Annotated in this window: 14 protein-coding genes; 8 read left to right on the top strand and 6 right to left on the bottom strand. The window is 69.7% G+C overall.

Annotated features, from left to right (window positions below):
- The first annotated feature begins 2 nt into the window (after window positions 1-2).
- From QE363_RS09225 to QE363_RS09215, 3 genes are read left to right on the top strand one after another with little or no spacing between them, the layout of a single operon-like run.
- Window positions 3-3,044 (top strand): efflux RND transporter permease subunit, encoded by a 3,042-nt coding sequence (locus QE363_RS09225; RefSeq protein WP_309694608.1) that lies wholly within the window; start codon window positions 3-5, stop codon window positions 3,042-3,044.
- Entirely contained in the window at window positions 3,037-4,461 is a 1,425-nt protein-coding gene (locus QE363_RS09220) for an efflux transporter outer membrane subunit (protein WP_309694607.1), read from the top strand. The genes QE363_RS09225 and QE363_RS09220 overlap by 8 nt, the downstream gene beginning before the upstream one ends.
- A 16-nt stretch (window positions 4,462-4,477) precedes the next feature.
- Window positions 4,478-5,320, top strand: a complete 843-nt coding sequence (locus tag QE363_RS09215; RefSeq protein WP_309694605.1) for a MipA/OmpV family protein — start codon at window positions 4,478-4,480, stop codon at window positions 5,318-5,320.
- Here the strand turns inward: QE363_RS09215 and QE363_RS09210 are convergent.
- Window positions 5,308-6,723 carry a sensor histidine kinase N-terminal domain-containing protein gene (locus tag QE363_RS09210; protein WP_309694603.1) on the bottom strand — a complete coding sequence of 472 codons (1,416 nt, stop codon included), beginning with the start codon at window positions 6,721-6,723 and terminating at the stop codon, window positions 5,308-5,310. The two genes, QE363_RS09215 and QE363_RS09210, sit on opposite strands and share 13 nt — an antisense overlap.
- Window positions 6,713-7,378: a response regulator transcription factor gene (locus QE363_RS09205; protein WP_307098032.1), complete on the bottom strand. Its 666-nt coding sequence runs from the start codon at window positions 7,376-7,378 to the stop codon at window positions 6,713-6,715. Before QE363_RS09205 ends, QE363_RS09210 begins: the two co-directional genes overlap by 11 nt.
- A 97-nt stretch (window positions 7,379-7,475) precedes the next feature.
- On the opposite strand from QE363_RS09205, the gene QE363_RS09200 reads away from it, so the two are divergent.
- Genes QE363_RS09200 through QE363_RS09180 form a run of 5 tightly spaced genes read left to right on the top strand, consistent with a single transcriptional unit; the run spans window position 7,476 to window position 12,741 of the window.
- Window positions 7,476-8,558, top strand: coding sequence for an ABC transporter substrate-binding protein (locus QE363_RS09200; protein WP_309694599.1), 1,083 nt, complete (start codon window positions 7,476-7,478; stop codon window positions 8,556-8,558).
- On the top strand, window positions 8,555-10,060 hold the full coding sequence (locus tag QE363_RS09195) for a porin (protein ID WP_309694597.1): 1,506 nt from the start codon (window positions 8,555-8,557) through the stop codon (window positions 10,058-10,060). Before QE363_RS09200 ends, QE363_RS09195 begins: the two co-directional genes overlap by 4 nt.
- A gap of 32 nt (window positions 10,061-10,092) precedes the next feature.
- Window positions 10,093-11,394: a CitMHS family transporter gene (locus QE363_RS09190; protein ID WP_309694595.1), complete on the top strand. Its 1,302-nt coding sequence runs from the start codon at window positions 10,093-10,095 to the stop codon at window positions 11,392-11,394.
- 4 nt (window positions 11,395-11,398) lie between these two features.
- A complete protein-coding gene (locus QE363_RS09185) occupies window positions 11,399-12,046 on the top strand; it encodes a YjbE family putative metal transport protein (RefSeq protein WP_309694594.1) in 648 nt (215 codons plus the stop codon).
- Window positions 12,047-12,084: 38 nt separating this feature from the next.
- Window positions 12,085-12,741, top strand: a complete 657-nt coding sequence (locus QE363_RS09180) for an alpha/beta fold hydrolase (protein ID WP_309694591.1) — start codon at window positions 12,085-12,087, stop codon at window positions 12,739-12,741.
- 118 nt (window positions 12,742-12,859) lie between these two features.
- On the opposite strand, the gene katG is transcribed toward QE363_RS09180, so the two are convergent.
- The 4 genes from katG to QE363_RS09160 all read right to left on the bottom strand — a co-directional run bounded on the left by katG (window position 12,860) and on the right by QE363_RS09160 (window position 18,414).
- Window positions 12,860-15,085 (bottom strand): catalase/peroxidase HPI, encoded by a 2,226-nt coding sequence (katG, locus tag QE363_RS09175; protein WP_307098026.1) that lies wholly within the window; start codon window positions 15,083-15,085, stop codon window positions 12,860-12,862.
- 224 nt (window positions 15,086-15,309) lie between these two features.
- A complete protein-coding gene (locus QE363_RS09170) occupies window positions 15,310-16,215 on the bottom strand; it encodes an intradiol ring-cleavage dioxygenase (protein WP_309694588.1) in 906 nt (301 codons plus the stop codon).
- 89 nt (window positions 16,216-16,304) lie between these two features.
- A complete protein-coding gene (locus QE363_RS09165) occupies window positions 16,305-17,654 on the bottom strand; it encodes an ATP-binding protein (protein ID WP_309694586.1) in 1,350 nt (449 codons plus the stop codon).
- Window positions 17,638-18,414, bottom strand: coding sequence for a response regulator transcription factor (locus tag QE363_RS09160; protein ID WP_309694584.1), 777 nt, complete (start codon window positions 18,412-18,414; stop codon window positions 17,638-17,640). Before QE363_RS09160 ends, QE363_RS09165 begins: the two co-directional genes overlap by 17 nt.
- Between the last annotated feature and the right edge of the window lie 182 nt (window positions 18,415-18,596).

The following is an 18,596-nucleotide window of genomic DNA, read 5'->3' as shown; positions in this document are numbered from 1 at the left end:
CCATGGACCGTTTCAACCTGTCCCGATGGGCCATCCGCCACCCCGCGCTGGTCGGCTTCCTGATCGCGTTGCTCTTCGTCGCGGGGGCGTTCCAGTTCCTGTCGCTGGGCCGCAACGAGGACCCCGGCTTCACCCTGAAGGAGATGATCGTCTCCGCCCGCTGGGACGGCGCCAGCCCGGCGCAGATGCGGGCGCAGGTCGCCGATCCGGTCGAACAGACGCTGCGCGGGATCGACCATCTCGATTATCTCCAGACCTATTGCCTGGAGGGCGCCTGCCTCATCACCGTCGAACTGAAGGATGCCGCGCCGCCCGGCCAGGTGAAGGAAGTTTGGCGGCAGGTGCGGCGCAAGCTGAAGGACGTCGAGCCCGCCTTGCCCGGCGGCGCGTCGCTGGCCGCGAGCGAGGACAATGCCGATGTCTATGGCTATGTCTTCGCGCTGACCGGGGCGGACAATGCCCGCCTGGTTCGCCTAGCCGAGCAGGCGCGCGACGCGATGCTGCGCGTGCCGGGGGCGGGCAAGGCCGAGATCATCGGCGAACTGCCCCGGCGTCTGTTCGTCGACGTCGATCCCCGGCGGCTTGCAGCCATGGGCCTGTCGCCCGGTCGCGTGGCGCAGGCGCTGGCCCAGCGCCAGGCGGTCGGCCCGGCGGGCGGGGTCCAGGGCGCGATGCAGACGCCGGTGCGGCTGGAGGGCCAGGTGGACGATGTCCGCGATCTGGAGGGCGCCGCGATCCCGACCGCCGCCGGTGTGCTCCGACTGGGGGATATCGCGCGGGTGGCACGCGGCTATGCCGATCCGCCCGACGCGCTGGTGCGCCATGACGGACGCCGGGCGGTCATCCTCGCCGTGTCGATGACGCCGGGCGCGGACGGCCTGGGCTTCGGCGACGCCATCCGCACGGCGGCCGAAGAGGTCCGCCGGACGCTGCCCGCCGGGGCGCGGCTGACACAGGTGGAGGATCAGAGCGCCAATATCCGCGAGGCGGTGAACACCTTCCTCGTCAAGTTCTTCTGCGCCTTGACCGTGGTGCTGGTCGTCGCCTTCGTCACGCTGGGCTGGCGGACGGGGATCGTCGTCGCGCTGTCGGTGCCGCTGACGCTGGCGATCGTCGCCCTGTACATGGGGGTCGCCGGGATCGGGCTGGAGCGGATTTCGCTCGGTGCGCTGATCCTGTCGCTCGGCCTGCTGGTCGACGATGCGATCATCAGCGTCGAGGCGATGGTCGTCCAGATGGAACAGGGCGTCGACCGGCGCGAGGCCGCGGCCTATGCCTGGACCCACACCGCCTTTCCCATGCTGACCGGCACCCTGATCACCATCGTCGGGTTCCTGCCGGTCGGCCTCGCCCAGTCGACGACCAGCGAATATGCGGGGGGCATCTTCTGGGTGACGGGGTCGGCGCTGCTGGTCAGCTGGATCGTCGCGGTGGTCTTCACGCCGTTCCTGGGGGTGAAGCTGTTGCCGGAGCCGGTGCGGGCCCATGGGCATGACGCCAGTCCTTCCGGGCCCTATCGATATCTGCGCGACGCGATCGACTGGGCGCTCGATCGGTGCTGGCTGATCGTCGGCATCACGGTCGCGCTGCTGGCGGTCAGCCTGGCCGGGGCGATGCTCGTGCGGCAGCAATTCTTCCCCAATTCCGACCGTCCCGAGGTGATGATCGACGTCGCGATGCGGCCGGGAGCATCGATCGAGGCGACCGAAACCGCCGTGAAGCGGCTGGAGGACGTGCTGCGCGGCGATCCCCGTATCCGCAGCATCGACAGCTATGTCGGGCGCGGTGCGGCGCGCTTCTATCTGCCTTATGGTCCGGCGCTGCCCAATCCGGCGAGGGCGACCGTGATGCTGGTCACAAGCGACCTGGCGGCACGCGACGCGCTGATCCGCAAGCTGGAGCGCATGCCGGGCATCGCCGGAGCCAGCCTGCATGTGCGTCGCCTGTCGCTCGGGCCGACCTTGGGGGCGCCGGTCCAGTACCGGGTGGTGGGGAGCGATCCGGCGCGGCTGCGCGCGATCTCGGAGCGGATCGCCGCCGTGCTGCGCGCCACCCCGTCGACCACGGCCGTTCAGATCAACTGGGGCATCGCCGCGCCCGTCGCACGCTACGCGATCGATCCGGAACGGGCGGCGGCGCTGGGGGTGGACCGCGCGCAGGTCGCGGGCGACCTCGCCGCCATCCTGTCGGGCGCGCCGGGGGGCGCGGTGCTGAACGGGACCAAGCAGATCGGCATCATGGTGCGCGGGCAAGCCCAGGATCGGCACGATCTGGGCGGCCTGATCGACATGCCCGTCGCCACGTCCCATGGCATGGTGCCGCTGGGCGAGGTGGCGACGCTGCACCCCGCCACCGAACAGCCGGTCGTCTGGACCCGCAATGCCGCGCCGACCATGACCGTGCAGGCCGACATGATCGGCGATGTCCAGGCGTCCGAGATCGTTCAGGCCGCCGCCCCCCGGATCGCCGCGATCAGCGCCGCCCTGCCCCCCGGCTATCGGCTTGAGGAAGGCGGCGACGGCGAATTGTCGGCCGATGCCAACCGGGCGATCTATCGCCTGCTGCCGCTGACGGTCGGGATCATGCTCGTGCTGCTGATGATCCAGTTGCAGAGCGTCTCGCGAACGCTGCTGGTGCTGGCGACCGCGCCGCTGGGCATCATCGGGGCGGTGGCGGCGCTGCTGCTGACCGGCGCGCCGTTCGGCTTCGTCGCGCTGCTGGGGCTGATCGCGCTGGCGGGGATGATCATGCGCAACACCATCATCCTGGTCGGTCAGGTGCAATCATACCGAGCCGACGGGATGGCGGTGCGCGACGCCGTGGTGAACGCGACGACCGGCCGGGCACGCCCGGTGGTGCTGACCGCGCTGGCCGCCGTGCTGGCCTTCATCCCGCTGTGCTTCAACATCTTCTGGGGTCCAATGGCGATCGTGATGATCGGCGGCCTGATCGGCGCGACCATCCTGACGCTGGTCGCGCTGCCCGCCTTCTACCTGTTGCTGTTCGGGCGCGAGGACGCGTCCAGGGAGACCGCCCATGATTGACCGTCGCATCGTCGGCGCGGGGTTGCTCGGCCTGTTGCTGGGCGGCTGTACGGTCGGCCCGGATTTCCATCCGCCCGTCGCCGATCTGCCCGCGCGGTGGCAGGGGGCGGCCGCAACGCCGACCGCGCCGTCCGAGCCCTGGTGGCGCCGTTTCGGCGATCCGGCGCTGGACGGGTTGGAGGCGCGCGCGCTGACCGCCAATTTTGACCTCCGCATGGCGGAGGAACGGCTGGTGGCGGCGCGGATCGCGCGCGACGCCAAACGGGGCGAAAGCCTGCCGCAGATCGGCGGGCAGCTCGGCTATAGTCGCAACCGCATCGGCACGGCGGGCCTGGCCGGCGTGCTGGCGCCGCTGCTGGGTCAGCCGCCCAGCGAGACGGAGGGCGCCATTCCGAAGGGCTATGCCTTCGATCTCTACCAGGCCGATATCAGCGCCACATGGGCCATCGACCTGTGGGGCAAGCATCGCCGCGAGGTGGAGGTCGCGACCGCCGGGATCGCGCAGGCCGACGCCGCCGCCCGCGCCGCCCGCCTGTCGGTCGAGGCGGCGGTGGCGCAAACCTATTGGCAATGGCGCGGGTTGATCGCAGAGCGCGGCCTGGCCGAGCGCGACCGCGCGCTGGGCGAGCGCAGGCTGGCCATCGCCGCCGCACTCCGGGAACGGGGGCTGGCCAGCGGCATCGATGCCCGCGCGGTGGAAAGCGAGCAGCGGACACGACAGGACGCCCTGCTCGCGCTCGACACCGACATCGCCCGCACCGCGCGCGCCCTGGCGATCCTGGTCGGCGACAATCCCGACACGCCGCCGCCGGACGGAGCGGGCCGACCGGCCGCGCCTGTATTGGCCGAGCCCGCGCCGGGGCTGCCCAGCGATCTCGTTCGTCGTCGCCCGGACATTCTGGAGGCGGAAGCCGCGCTCCACGCCGCGACCGCCGCGATCGGCGCCGCACAGGCCGACTTCTATCCCAGCCTGAACCTGTCCGGGCTGTTCGGGATCGATGTCCTGAACCTCGCCGATTTCGGATGGGATGCGCGCACCACCGGGGCGGGGCCGGTCCTGTCGATCCCGATCTTCGCGGGCGGGCGGCTGCAACGCCAATTGTCGCTGCGCCGATCCGAGGAACGCAGCGCCGCGCTCGCCTATCAGCGGACGGTGCGCAACGCCTGGCGCGAGGTGGACGATGCGCTGGCCTTGGTCCGCGCGCTCGACCGGCGACGGGGCCTGGCGGCGGCGGATAGCGATGCCCGGCGGCAGACCGTCATGGCGGTCGAGGCGCGGTATCGGCGCGGCGACATCGCCGCCGGGCCGCTCATCGACGCGCAGGCCGCGCAGATCGCCGCCGAGCGCGCCCTTCTCCATCACACCACCGCCGGCGCGCTGGCGCGCATCCAGTTGCAGGTCGCCCTGGGCGGCTGATCGAAAGGACGATCGCATGTCGACATTCCGTATCATGGTCGCGGCGGCCGGGCTGATCGCAGCGCCGGTCTCCGCCCAATCCCATCCCGAGCCCTCCCCCTTCGACCGGGACCGGGTCGCGGTGGGCGCCGGTCTGGCCGTCATTCCCGACTATGAGGGCTCGGATCACTATAGCCCGGTCGTCGCCCCGGCCGCGATCGGCTCGGTCGAGGGACATTCCTTCGTCCTTGCGGGCAACCAGTTGAGCGTCGACCTGCTCCACGACCGGCCGGGGCCGGGCTGGCGGTTTCAGGGCGGGCCCGTCGCCCAGGTCAATTTCAACCGCAGCACGCTTAGCGGCATCCACGATCCCCGCGTCCGCGCGCTCGGCGCCCTGGGCACCGCCATCGAACTGGGCGGCTATGTCGGGGTCCAGAAAACGGGCGTCATGACCAGCCCCTATGACACGCTTTCCCTCACCCTGTCCTATCGACACGATGTGGCCGGGGCACATGATGCGGGGCTGTGGCAGCCCGGCCTGACCTATTTCACGCCGCTATCGCTTCATATGGCAGTGGCCTTCACGGCGTCGGTCGACATGGCCGAGGATCGCTATGCGCGAACCTATTACAGCGTCTCGCCCGCCCAAAGCCTGCGCAGCGGCCTGCCCGTCTACGATGCCAAGGGCGGGATCAAGAACTGGACGATGGGCCTTGTCGGGGTTCGCACGTTGCACGGCGATCTGCTGCACGGCGTGCACCTCGTCGCGCTCGGCACCTTTGGCGGCATGACGGGTAGCATCGGCGACAGCCCGATCGTCGCACAGGCGGGGTCGCGCCAGCAATGGCTGGGGGCGCTGGGGCTGGCCTACAGCTTCTGATCCCCGTCGCCGCCGATCATTCCGGCCGCGCCGAAACCCAGCGTGACGCGCAGGCCGGGTCGGGTGCTGACGATCTCCAGCGACGCATCGAGGCGCGATGCCGCAGAGCGGACGATCGCGAGGCCGAGGCCGCTGCCTTGGCTGTCGCGTGCGGTCGAAAGGCGGGTGAAGCGTTCGCCCAGACGGGCCAGGTCGTCATCCGGCAGGCCGGGTCCGTCATCCGCCACCACGATCCTGGCCCCCGTCCCTTGCTCGCCCGAGATGGTCATCATCACCTGGCCGCCGCGACGATTATAGCGGATCGCATTGTCGAGCAGGTTGGACAGGATCTCGAAAACCAGCGTGCGATGGCTGGCGATCACCAGATCGGCCGGAGCGTCGAGATGGATTTCGACCCCCGCCTCGATCGCCTGCGCGATCCGGCGGTTGATGACGACGACCGCGACTTCGCGCAGGTCGACCCGCTCGCGGGGAGGTGCGACGCCCGCCTCCTCGGCACGGGCCAGCGCCAGCAGCTGCGTCACCAGATGCTCCAGTCGGTCGGCCGCATCGGCGATCTCGCCCATGGCGGTCGGGCTGCCCCGCCTGGCCAGCGCGACCTGCACCTTCAGCACCGCCAGCGGCGTGCGCATCTGGTGCGAGGCATCGGCGGTAAAGCGCCGCATTCCCGCCGTCGCGCTGTCCAGCCGGGCGAGCAGATGGTTGAACGCATCGGCCAGCGAGCGAAGCTCGACCGGCAAGGGGCCGGTATCCAGCGGCGAAAGGTCCGGCGTCGCGCGCCGGTCGCGGGCCGACACCGCCCCCCGCAGGCCCGCCAGCGGGCGCAGGCTCCAGGCCAGCGCCGGACGGATCAGCAGCATGGCGACGCCCACCAGCAGGATCTCCCCCAGCACCAGCGCGATCACCAGCCGTCGTTGCAGCGCCCGGCGACCGTCAAGGGTCTCGGCCACCTGCACCACCACCGGCGCGTCGATGCGGGGCAGCGCGCGGCGCACCTCGGCGACGCGGATATCCTGGCCGCGATAGCGGGCGAAGCGGAAGCGCGGCGTGTCGAGCGCCAGTTCCGCGACATGCGGCGCGGGCAGGTCGCCATAGCCGGTCAGCAGGCGCCCACCCACCGCGATCCGGTAATAGACATTGTCGCGCTCGCTATTCTCCAGCATCCCGAATGCCGCAGCGGGCAGGTCGAGCGTCACCTCGCCCCGCTCCACCTGCACCGTCTCCGCCACCGCGCCCAGCGCCCCGCCAAGCACGCGGTCGTTGGTGCGGCGGACGACATCGGCGATCAGCGTCGCCCCCGCCAGCCCCAGCAGCACCGCAATCGCCAGCATCGGCGCCAGCATCGCCGCGAGCAGTCGGGTGCGCAGCGCCAGCGCACCGCCGCGCGCGCGCTCAATCGGCATCGAGCATATAGCCGACCCCGCGCACCGTGCGGATCGCCGGGCCGTCGGGGGCCAGCTTGCCGCGCAGGCGGGTGATGTTCACCTCGATCGCATTGGGGCCGACCGGCTCGTCATAGCCGAACACCTCGGACTGCAACGTCTCGCGCGGCACGATCTGCCCGGCGCGGGTGGCGAGCGAGTCGAGCACCGCCCATTCGCGGCGGCGCAGGTCCAGCGCCCGCTCGCCGACCCGCGCCTCGCCGCGCGAGCGGTCCAGCACCAGCGCGCCGACGACCAGCGCCGGGGTCGGATCGCCGCCGCGCCGCCGCCCCAGCGCGCGGATCCGCGCCTCCAGCTCGGCGGGGGCGAAGGGCTTCCGCAGATAATCGTCCGCGCCCAGGTCCAGCCCGCGCACCCGGTCGTCCAGCGCGTCGCGCGCGGTCAGCATCAGCACCGGCACGCGCGCGCCCCGCCGCCGCAACGTCTCCAGCACCGAGAAACCGTCCATCCCCGGCAACCCGACATCGAGCACGACCAGCGCATAGGCCTCGTCCGCGATCACCATCAGCGCATCCTCGCCGCTGGCGACATGATCGACCGCATGGCCCGAGGCCCGCAGCAGCGCGACGATCCCGCGCGCCAGCGCCGCATCGTCCTCGACGATCAGAATCCGCATCGCGCCGCCCGGTGAAAGGTGGATGACAGCTTGCCGGCATAGTTCATGTCCATGAGCTTACCCGAACTCAGAGGCGGGAAGCGAGAGGACCTGAACGATGCGAATCCTGATTCTATCGATGCTGCTGCTGGGCGCCCCGGCGTTCGCGCAAGCCAGCGCGCCGCATCGCCCGGTCGGCTATCCCCGCTCCTATGACGCGCTGGTTGCCGATGCGCGCGCCGAGGGCGGCCTGCGCGTCTATGGCAATGCCGACACCGCTGCGATGCAGCCACTGATCGCCGCCTTTCGCCGCACCTATCCCGGCGTCGCGGTCCGCTATGACGATCTGGAATCGAGCACCATCTACGACCGCGTCGTCGCCGAGGCGCGGCAAGGCGCAGCGGGGGCCGATCTGGTCTGGTCCTCAGCAATGGATCTCCAGGCCAAGCTGATCAACGACGGCTATGCGCAAGCCTATCTCAGCCCCGAAAAGCCCGCTTTGCCCGCCACGGCCGTCTGGAAGAACATGGGCTACGGCGTCACCGCCGAGCCGGTCGCCTTCGTGGTCAACCGTCGCCTGATCCCGGCAGCACAGGTGCCGCGCACCCATGAGGCGTTCGAGCAATTGCTGCGCGGCCGTCGCGCCGCGCTGACGGGCAAGGTCGCCACCTATGACCCCGCCCGGTCCAATGTCGGCTATCTCTATCTGACCGAGGATCATGCGATCACCCGCGACACCCGTTCGCTGGTCCAGGCGATCGCCGCGACCCGGCCGATGCTGTCGCGCACCACCGAGCCGATGCTGGACGCGGTGGCGGCGGGGCGGATCGCCATCGCCTATAATGTCGTCGGCCCCTATGCGCTGACGCGCGCGCTGCGCGACCCGCGCATCCGGGTGGTGTTTCCGCGCGACTATACGATCATCGCCTCGCGCGTCGCCTTCATCACCCGCGATGCGCGGCATCCGGCGGCGGCGCGGCTGTTCCTCGACTTCCTGCTGTCGCGCACCGGGCAGACGCTCCTCGCGCGGCAATGGCTGTTGCCGGTGCGCGGCGATGTCCGCGCGCCCCGCCTGTCGTCCGAACAGCAACGCCCGATCCGCGTCGGGCCGCAGCTTCTCGTCAATCTCGATACGATCAAGCGCCGCCGCTTCCTGGCCGACTGGCGCGCCACTCTAGCCGAAGGGGCCCGAACCCGATGATCCCGTACCGAACCGCGACCGCGCTGGTCGCGCTGCTGGCCGCCACCCCCGCGCTGGCCCAGACGCCGAGCAACGACGACCTCGCCGCGCTGGTCCGCCAGCAGGCCGCCGAGATCGCGACGCTGCGCGCCCGGCTCGACCGGCTGGAGGGGGCGCAGACCTCCGCCCCGATCGCCGGCACCGCGCCCGCCCCCTCCACCCCGGCGGCAGCGGCGGCGACGCCCGCACCGCAACTGGCGCAGAACGACACGACCGGCCGCGACACCGTCACCCGCCCCTTCGCGCCGCAGCTCGTTCCCCCCGGCCCCGCCGAGCGCGACGTGGCACAGGCGCGGCAGGCCAATGCGGCGGGCGTGACGACCGAATGGGGGGCGGGGCTGCCCGTCTTCCACTCGGCGGACGGCATCTACACCTTCAAGCCGCGCGGGCGCATCCTGGCCGATGTCAGCTCCAGCTTCGGTTCGCGCTATGACGGGCGCAACATCACCACGACCGGCATGCGCGCGCTGCGCTTGGGCCTGGAAGGCGGGGTCGGCACCCATTTCTTCTACCAGTTCGAAACCGACTTTTCCGAAAATGACGTCGACATCGTCACCGCCTTCATCGGCTGGCGCAACCGTATCCGGCCGGGCCTGGATTACGACCTGCGCGCCGGGCATCTGTTCAACGATCGCGGGTTCGAGGGCTCGACCGGATCGGACTCGACGCCCTTCATGGAACGCACCGTCGTCGCCACCGCGATCATCCCGCAGCGCGGCTTCTACGGCGTCGGCATCATGCCGCGCCTGTTCTGGAAGACCGGCCACGCCTCGCTGACGCTGACCGGCGACCGGATCGACGGCAGCCAGGCCGCCAATGACAGCCGCACCGTGCTGGCCCGCGCGCACTGGAACCCGATCAAGGGCGAGCGTTCGGTCCTCCATGTCGGGCTGTGGGGCTTTGACGAGGCGCTGTCCTCGGCGGCGACCACCCTGACCCGCAACACGGTGATCGGCGGCCGCTTCAACGGCGCGTTGCGGGTGTCGACCGGCGCCCTGCTCGGCGGGCGCAGCACCACCGGCTATGGCGCGGAGCTGGGCGGCTATGTCGGCCCGGTCTGGATCATGGCCGAGGCGGGCGAGCGGCGCGCGCGCCTGACCGGCGACCGCCCCGACTTTCTCAGCAAGGCGTGGAGCCTGTCGGGCGGCTGGTTCGTCACCGGCGACCTGCCCCCCTATAACCCGCGCCTGGGCAGCTTCGGCCAGCCGCGCGTGCTGAAACCGATCTTCGAGGGCGGACCCGGCGCGATCGAGCTGACCGCGCGCTATGAAAATCTGGACTATACCAGCCTGCTGACCGGCGGGCGCGGCTGGGCCGCGACGGTCGGCGCCAACTGGTATCTCAACAGCTTCACCCGGCTCCAGTTCAACTGGGTCCATTGGGATACCGACAATCGCGCAGGCGCCTTCACCGGCCCCGACAGCGGCGAGACGATCGGCACGCGCATCGCCGTCACCTTCTAAGACACCCTCCTCCCCTCACGGAGCATCCTTCGATGGATCTTGCCCTGCTTGGCTTCCTGATGGTCGCCACCTTCATGACGCTCATCATGACGAAGCGGATGACCCCGCTGGTCGCGCTGATCGTCGTGCCGACCGCCTTCGCGCTGATCGCCGGTTTCGCCTCCGGCCTGGGCGACATGATGATCGACGGCATCAAGAATCTCGCGCCGACCGGCGTCATGCTGCTCTTCGCGATCCTGTTCTTTTCGATCATGACCGATACCGGGCTGTTCGATCCGCTGGTCAACCGGCTGCTGCGCGTGGTGCACGGCGATCCGCTGGCCATATTGATCGGCACGGTGGTGCTGTGCGCGATCGTCAGCCTGGATGGCGACGGATCGACCACCTACATCATCACCATCGCCGCGCTGCTGCCGCTCTACAAACGGTACGACATGAACCGGCTATATCTGTGCTGCCTGCTGATGAGCACCAGCGGGATCATGAACCTGACCCCCTGGGGCGGTCCGACCGCCCGCGCCGCCAGCGCGCTGAAGCTCGATCCCGCCACGCTGTTCCTGCCGCTGATCCCCGGCATGATCGCCGGGCTCGCCTTCCTGATCGGGCTGGCAATCTGGTTCGGCCGCAAGGAGCGTCGCCGCATCGGCCATGTGAAGGCCAATGAGCCGACCGCCTTCACCGGCATGGCCGTGTCGCAATTTCCCGAGGCGCGCCGCCCGCACCTGCGCGGGTTCAACGCCGCGCTGACCATCGCGCTGATCGCGGGGCTGGTCTCGGGCATCCTGCCGCTCTCCGTGCTGATGATGCTGGCCTTCGCGGTCGCCATGATCGTCAACTATCCGCAGGTTGCCGAGCAGAAGGAGCGGATCGCTGCCCATGCGGGCAATGTCCTGTCGGTCGTCTCGCTGATCTTCGCGGCGGGCATCTTCACCGGCATCCTGTCGGGCACCGGCATGGTCGAGGCGATGAGCAAGGAGGTCGTCGGCTGGATTCCCCCGGTGCTGGGGCCGTATATGGCGCCGATCACCGCCGCGCTCAGCCTGCCCTTCACCTTCTTCATCTCCAACGACGCCTTCTATTTCGGCATGCTGCCGATCCTGGCCGAGGCGGGGACGCATTATGGCGTGTCGCCGATGGCGATCGCCCGCGCCTCGCTGATGGGCCAGCCGGTCCATCTGCTCAGCCCGCTAGTGCCGTCGACCTATCTGCTGGTCAGCCTGGCGGGCGTCGACCTGGCCGATCACCAGCGTTTCACCCTGGTCCCCGCCGCGATGGTCTGCGTGGTCATGACGCTGGTCGGGATGGCGGTGCTCGCCTTCCCGCTGATGGGCTGATCCGATGGAGACGCTCTGGCAGCATATCGTCGCCGACTTCGCCGCGATCGGCACGCCCGCAGCCCTGGCGGCCTTTGCCCAGGTCGTCCTGATCGACGTCCTGCTCGCCGCCGACAACGCCATCGTCGTCGGCGCGCTGGCGGCGGGGCTGCCCCCGGCGATGCGGCGCAAGGTGATCCTGGTCGGCGTGGTCGCCGCGCTGGTCCTGCGCATCGGTTTCGCGCTGGTCGTGACCCAGCTGCTCCAGATCGTCGGGCTGGTGCTGGCGGGCGGGCTGCTGCTGGTCTGGGTCGCGTGGAAGATGTGGCGCGAACTGCGCGGCGGCGACGGCGACGACGATGCGCTGGCGCACCGTGCCCCGCGCCGCTTCTGGGCCGCCGCCTGGGCGGTCGCGGTCGCCGACATATCGATGAGCCTCGACAATGTTCTGGCGGTGGCGGGCGCGGCGCGCGACCATCCCGGCATCCTCGCCATCGGCCTGATCCTGTCGGTCGCCTTGATGGGGCTGGCCGCCAATATCCTCGCCCGCGTGATCGAGCGCTATCGCTGGCTCGCCTATGTCGGGCTGCTCGTCATCCTGTGGGTCGCGGGCAAGATGATCTGGGAAGGGCTGACCGACCCGGCGCGCGGGCTGCTGACCCTGTTCGCCTGACCCATCCCACCCCCACGCCCCCATCGGGAGATTTTGCCATGATCCGCTACGCGCCGCCCCTCATCCTGCTGCCCGCCATGGGTTGCGACGGCCAACTCTGGGCCAAGCAGGTGATCGACCTGAGCGACGTCACCCATCCGATGCTCGGCGACCTGACCGTCGACGACACGCTGGAGGCGATGGCCGCGCGGGTGCTGGCCCATGCCCCGCCCCGCTTCGCGGTCGCCGGGGTCAGCCTGGGCGGCTATGTCGCGCTGGAGGTCATCCGCCAGGCGCCCGAGCGGGTGCAGCGGGTGGCGCTGTTCGGCACCCGCGCATCGATGCGGATGCGCCCGCGCACCGTCGCCGAGCAGGGCCTGCTCGCCACCGCACCCCATGCCGACCCGACGCTGACCCCGATCGTCAGCGGCCCCGTCCAGGCGATGGCCGAGCGCGTCGGCGCGGCCGTCTTCGAGCGCCAGCAGCGGGCCATGCTCGCCCGGCCGGATATCAGCGCGGCCATCGCGGCGGTGCGGGTGCCGACGCTGGTGGCGGTGGGCGAGTATGACCGCATATGCTTGCCCGCCGAGGCGCGCGAGCTGGCCGACCGGATTCCGGGCGCGCCGCTCCACGAGATCCGCAATTGCGGGCATCTGGCCCCGCTGGAGCGCCCCGGCGAGGTCACCCAGCTGTTGCGGGACTGGCTGCAAGGCTGAACGGTCCGGAGCGCCGCCAGTGCGGCACGGCCATGCGATCCGGACGACATGAAAAAGGGGCGCGGCGACCCGGACCTGAGTCCGGGCACCGCGCCCCCCCTTCTCACCCTGAGGGCGCTTAGCTGGCCTGGTTGGCCGACACCGGCTTGGCGGTCACGTCGAAGCGATCGGCGTTCATCACCTTCACCCATGCCCGCACGAAATCGCGCACGAACTTCTCCTCGTGCCCGTTCTCGGCATAGACCTCGGCGGTCGCGCGCAGCTGCGAGTTGGAGCCGAAGATCAGGTCGGTCCGGGTCGCGCGCCATTTTTCCTGGCGGCCGCCACGGTCGTAACCGATGAACTTCTCGTCGCTCGACGCATCGACCAGATCCCAGAAGGTATCATTGTCGAGCAGGTTGACGAAGAAGTCGTTGGTCAGCTGCCCCGGACGGTCGGTCAGCACGCCCTCCGGCGCATCGCCGAAGTTCGCGCCCAGCACGCGCAGGCCGCCGACCAGCACCGTCATTTCCGGCGCGGACAGCCCGAGCAGCGAGGCCCGGTCGAGCAGCAGCTCCTCGGTCTTCACCGGGTTGCGGGTCTTCAGATAGTTGCGGAAACCATCGGCCTGCGGCTCCATCCAGATGAAGCTCTCGACATCGGTCCATTCCTGCGTCGCGTCGCCGCGACCGCCCAGGAACGGGACCGCCACGTCGAACCCGGCATCGCGCGCCGCCTTCTCGACCGCTGCCGAACCGGCCAGCACGATCGCATCGGCCAGCGACATGTCGCCGCGCAGCTCGTTCAGCTTGGCCAGGACCTGCTGGAGCTGTTCGGGTTCGTTGACCGCCCAGTCCTTCTGAGGGGCCAGCGCGATGCGCGCGCCGTTCGCGCCGCCGCGATGGTCCGACCGGCGATAGGTCGAGGCCGAGGCCCAGGCAGTCTTGACCAGCTGTCCGACCGTCAAGCCGCTAGAAAGCACCGCTTCCTTGAACGCCGCCACGGCCGCATCTGACGGCACGGTGCCTTCCGGCACGGGGTCCTGCCAGATCAGCGTCTCTTCGGGCACTTCGGGGCCGAGATAGCGGATCTTGGGGCCCATGTCGCGATGGGTCAGCTTGAACCAGGCGCGGGCGAAGGCATCGTCCAGCGCCGCCTGATCCTCGCGGAAGCGCAGCGCGATCTCGCGGAACTCGGGGTCCATCTTCAGCGCCATGTCGGCGGTGGTCATCATGGTCGGCACGCGCTTGTTGGGATCGCGCGCGTCGGGGGCCATGTCCTCGGGGTCGGGATTGACCGGAGTCCACTGCTTGGCGCCCGCCGGGCTCTGCGTCAGTTCATAGTCATATTTGAACAGCAGGCGCAGATAGTCGCCGGTCCACTTGGTCGGATTGTTCGACCATGCACCCTCGATGCCGGAGGTGGTGATATGCCCCTGGCCGATCTCCTCGCTGTCGGTCAGCCAGCCCAGCCCCTGCTGGTGCACCGCTTCCGCCGCCGGGTTCTTGAAGTGTGGGGCGGGCTTGGCGCCATGCGCCTTGCCGAACGCATGGCCACCCGCCGTCAGCGCCACCGTCTCCTCGGAGTTCATCGCCATCCGCCGGAACGTCGCCTTCATGTCGCGCGCGGAGGTCAGCGGGTCGGGATTGCCGCCGGGCCCTTCGGGATTGACGTAGATGAGGCCCATCTGAATCGCGGCGAGCGGTCCTTCGAGCTCGGGCGTCTCCTCGGTGATGCGGGTCTGCGCGCCTTCATCGACCCACAGCTCCTCGGCGCCCCAGAAGGTATCGCCCTCCGACGCATAGACGTCCTTGCGGCCGCCCGCGAAGCCGAAGGTCGGCCCGCCCATGCTCTCGATCGCGACATTGCCCGCCAGGATGAACAGATCGGCCCAGCTGATATGCTTGCCGTATTTCTGCTTGATCGGCCACAACAGGCGCCGCGCCTTGTCGAGATTGCCATTGTCCGGCCACGAGTTCAGCGGCTCGAAACGCTGCTGCCCCGAGGACGAACCACCGCGCCCATCGGTCACGCGATAGGTGCCGGCGGCGTGCCAAGCCATACGGATCATGAAGGGGCCGTAATGACCGTAATCGGCGGGCCACCACGGCTTGCTGTCGGTCATCAGCGCGAGCAGGTCGGCCTTGACCGCCGCATAGTCGAGCGCGTTGAACGCCTCGGCATAGTCGAAGCCCTCGCCCATCGGGTCGGGCGAGATGCCGTGCTGGTGCAGCATGTCGATCGGCAGCGCGTCGGGCCACCAGTCCTTGTTGGTCCGTCCCAGCAGCGACCGGGCCTTGACCTCGCCGCCGCCCTTGCCACCCATCGGGCAACCGCCGCTCTTGGGCTTTTCGTAATCGGCCATCTCGGTGTCCTCTTCCTACCGATGTCACTTCACCACATGATAGTGCCGCGCCAACAAGCAATCTGTCCAATCGATTATTCGGGATGGATAGATCATGATACTCGATCACTACCGGCATCGCGCCTCTCGGCTCAATGCCTGTCACGGCCACCGGCTTCGACCCGCCGGAGCCGCTGCGGCATGGCGTGCAAAAGCATCGGCCAAATGCTTTTGCACGCGGGAATTCAGCGGGCGATACCGATCAGCGCGGTCGCGTCGTAACCCGCCGTCACGTTGCCGCTGAACACCGGCGTCTGCTGGGCGACCTGCGCCGCGCTGTTGTCGCCAAAGATGCCGTCGCTCGACAGCGAAATACGCGCGAACTTCGCGGCGCTCGACGGATAGGTCGTGGCATCGGCATAGACGGCCGAGCAGGCGGCGCTCGGCATCGCCAGCTGCGAGGTCAGGACCGCATAACGACCGCCCAGCGCGTTGGAGAGGCTGGAGAAGACCTCGAAATGCATATGCGGCCAGCGCCCGTCATAGCAGCCGGGAAAGATGGTGGTGAAGCTGACCTGGCCATTGGCATCGGTCACCTGGACCCCGCGCAGATAGCTTTCCGCCGGGGTGGTATAGAGCGAATAGAGCCCCTGCCGGTCGCAATGCCACAGATAGACCGCATAACCCGCGAGAGGTGCGCAGGTGGCGTTGACGTCGACCAGGGTCAGCGTGATCTTCAGCAACACGCCGGTCGCGACCGTGGCGGTCGAGAGGAAGCTGGGGCGGATGTCGCTGCGCACGACGCCGCTCACGGTGAGGATGTTGGACGTCCCCCCGGAGGCGGTGTTGGTGCCGTCGCCGGGATAGGGACCGGCGGTTTCGGCCGGGTCGGCGATGCACGCGGTGCTCTTGCCGCTGGTGGTCGGCGTAGGGGTTGCGGTCGCGCTCGGCGTTGGTGTCGGCGTGGCGGTGGAGCCGCTTACCACCGCGACGCTACCCAACACCGCGTCGCTGCCGCCGCAACCCGCGACCAGCGCGGCGGTGCCCGCACCGGCAAACCACTTCAGCGCGCGACGGCGCGCCATCAGCGTCTCCATGACCTTCAGATCGTCGGCCAGGCTGTGGGCGTGGTCGGGATGGCGGTCGGACATGCACTCATACTCCTTCGGACAGAAGGAGCATGTCGGCGTGGCGGATTGCCCGGCTATGTCGGGATGCCGCCATGATGTTGCAGCGTGTGTCAGCTCGCCAGCGGCAGCACCACACGCGCCATCGCGCCGCGATCGCCGTTTTCCAGCGTCGCCGCGCCGCCGTGCCGCGTCGCGATCGACCGGACGATGGCGAGACCCAGCCCGGTGCCGCCGGTGGCGCGGTTGCGTGAGGGGTCGCCGCGCACGAATGGCTGGAACAGACGTTCCGCCTGGGCCGGATCGATGCCGGGCCCGTCGTCGGCCACCCATATGCCGACATTCCCGCCCGCAATCTCCCACCCGATCGTCGCCCGCTCGCCATAGCGCACGGCATTCTCGATCAGATTGGAAAACAGCCGCCGCAACGCCGCCGTATCGCCGCGCACGACCGCACGCGGGCCGGGCATCAGCGTCACGGGCTGACCGGCATCGGCCATGTCTTGGACCAGACTGTCGAGCAGGCTGGCCAGGTCGAGGCGGCGCGCGTCGGTCTGGACCGCCTCGTCCCGGGTGAAGGCCAGCGTGGCGGCAATCATCGCGCGCATCTCGCCGATATCGGCGGCGGCGCGGGCGCGGGCATCCTCGGGCAGCTGTTCGACGCGAAAGGCGAGCCGCGACAGCGGCGTGCCCAGGTCATGCGCGATCCCCGCCAGCATCGCGGTGCGCGCCTCGGCATGATGCGCCAGACGGGCATGCATCGTCGTCACCGCACGCGCCAGATCGCGCACCTCACGACTGCCCCCCGGCAGCGCGGGCAACGCAGCGCCGGTGCCCGCCTGATCGGCGGCGCTGGCGAGGCGGCGCAGGGGCCGGGTCAGCGCGCGGGCGATGCACCAGGCCGGCAGGGACAGCAGCAGGATCGCGACCAACATCGCCAGCAGGGTGCGGACGTGCCAGCGCGTCAGATAGGGCGGCACATGGCTGCGCACGACCCACCAGCCCGCTCCCTCATGCCAGGCGAAGGTGAAGCTGCCGACAAAGGCATCGCGCTCCGTCTTGCCCGCCGTTTCGGTAAAGGCCAGAACAGCGGCGGGCGACACGCCCAACTCGGCGGCGAGGCGGCGGCGGGCGGTGGGATCGGCGACTTCCCCGCTACGGGCCATGGGCGCGGCCCGTTCCCTTCGACGCTGCGGCGGCCCCGGTCCGGGATCCTGGCCATCGGCCGCTTGCGCCACGCCGAGCGGCGGACCGCCCCGGTCGAAGGGCGGCGGCCCCTTGCCTTCCAGCGTCATCGCGATCGAGCGCAGGCTGCTGGGAAAGTCGAAGGGCGGCGGCCCGGAAAAGGTGACCACGAACGAGATCGCCGTCGCCACCAGGACGGAGACGATGACCAGCAGGAAGATCGGCGCCGCGATCGAGGCCCCGCGCCGGTCGCGTCGCCGGTCAGCGACGCTCGACATCGGCCGTGAACAGATAGCCTTCGTTGCGCACCGTGCGGACCAGATCGTCGCCGCCGCGCCCGTCGGACCGTTGCAACTTGCGGCGCAACCGGCTGATCTGGACGTCGATCGCGCGGTCGAAATGCTCGGCATTGGCCCCGCGCGACTGGTCGAGCAGGAAGTCGCGGGTAAGGACGCGGCGCGGATGCTCGACCAGCACGATCAGCAGGCGGAACTCGCCATCGGACAGGTTGATGAGGACATCGTCGGGATCGAACAGCTGCCGTCCCAGCGGATCGAGCCGCCAGCCCGCGAAGCGCAGATATGCACGCTCCGGCGATGCCGTCTGGACCGAGGTGATCGCAGCCGGCCGGCCCTGGTTGCGACGCAGGACCGAGCGGATGCGGGCGAGCAGTTCGCGCGGATTGGCGGGCTTGGCGATATAATCGTCGGCGCCCATTTCCAGTCCGACGATCCGGTCGACCTCCTCGCCGATCACCGACAGGATGATGACCGGCGGCGCGGTCGTGCGGTCGAGGCTGCGAAGCACCGACAGCCCGTCCTCCCCCGGCATCATCACGTCGAGAACGACCAGCGCATAGGCATGGCGCACGAGCGCCGCCCGCATCGCCGCCGCATCCTCGGCGACATCGACGACATAGCCATGGTCGGCGAGGAACGCCGCCGTCAGCTCGCGGATGCCGGGGTCGTCGTCGACGATGAGAAGGCGGGTTTCGAGGTCCATGGTCTCGATCGGTTCAGGACGGGCGACGGTCTGCATGACGCCCGGATGCCGTCCCGGTGTATCGCGCGGATTGCAGGGCTGCAACATCGGCAGAACGGGACCGGGGTGTGGCCGGGGCGCCACACCGGATCGGGCCGACCCGACCTTCGTCGCGGGGCGCGGACCGGTGCGTTCGATCACCATGTCGTCCGGATGGGTTGGGTACTGGAGCCGCCCTG

Origin of the sequence: Sphingomonas sp. SORGH_AS_0870 (assembly GCF_031453175.1) — a bacterium.
Lineage (GTDB): Bacteria > Pseudomonadota > Alphaproteobacteria > Sphingomonadales > Sphingomonadaceae > Sphingomonas.
Note: the sequence above shows the minus strand (reverse complement) of the source record. Positions and strands in the feature narration are given on the sequence as shown.

Excerpts from the sequence above, each read along its gene's own strand:
- QE363_RS09165 (WP_309694586.1), bottom strand. The coding sequence starts at position 17,654 with ATGTCGAGCGTCGCTGACCGGCGACGCGACCGGCGCGGGGCCTCGATC.
- QE363_RS09205 (WP_307098032.1), bottom strand. The coding sequence starts at position 7,378 with ATGCGGATTCTGATCGTCGAGGACGATGCGGCGCTGGCGCGCGGGATC.
- QE363_RS09195 (WP_309694597.1), top strand. The coding sequence starts at position 8,555 with ATGATCCCGTACCGAACCGCGACCGCGCTGGTCGCGCTGCTGGCCGCC.
- QE363_RS09160 (WP_309694584.1), bottom strand. The coding sequence starts at position 18,414 with ATGCAGACCGTCGCCCGTCCTGAACCGATCGAGACCATGGACCTCGAA.
- QE363_RS09215 (WP_309694605.1), top strand. The coding sequence starts at position 4,478 with ATGTCGACATTCCGTATCATGGTCGCGGCGGCCGGGCTGATCGCAGCG.
- QE363_RS09225 (WP_309694608.1), top strand. The coding sequence starts at position 3 with ATGGACCGTTTCAACCTGTCCCGATGGGCCATCCGCCACCCCGCGCTG.
- QE363_RS09200 (WP_309694599.1), top strand. The coding sequence starts at position 7,476 with ATGCGAATCCTGATTCTATCGATGCTGCTGCTGGGCGCCCCGGCGTTC.
- QE363_RS09220 (WP_309694607.1), top strand. The coding sequence starts at position 3,037 with ATGATTGACCGTCGCATCGTCGGCGCGGGGTTGCTCGGCCTGTTGCTG.
- katG (WP_307098026.1), bottom strand. The coding sequence starts at position 15,085 with ATGGCCGATTACGAAAAGCCCAAGAGCGGCGGTTGCCCGATGGGTGGC.
- QE363_RS09180 (WP_309694591.1), top strand. The coding sequence starts at position 12,085 with ATGATCCGCTACGCGCCGCCCCTCATCCTGCTGCCCGCCATGGGTTGC.
- QE363_RS09170 (WP_309694588.1), bottom strand. The coding sequence starts at position 16,215 with ATGTCCGACCGCCATCCCGACCACGCCCACAGCCTGGCCGACGATCTG.
- QE363_RS09185 (WP_309694594.1), top strand. The coding sequence starts at position 11,399 with ATGGAGACGCTCTGGCAGCATATCGTCGCCGACTTCGCCGCGATCGGC.
- QE363_RS09210 (WP_309694603.1), bottom strand. The coding sequence starts at position 6,723 with ATGCCGATTGAGCGCGCGCGCGGCGGTGCGCTGGCGCTGCGCACCCGA.
- QE363_RS09190 (WP_309694595.1), top strand. The coding sequence starts at position 10,093 with ATGGATCTTGCCCTGCTTGGCTTCCTGATGGTCGCCACCTTCATGACG.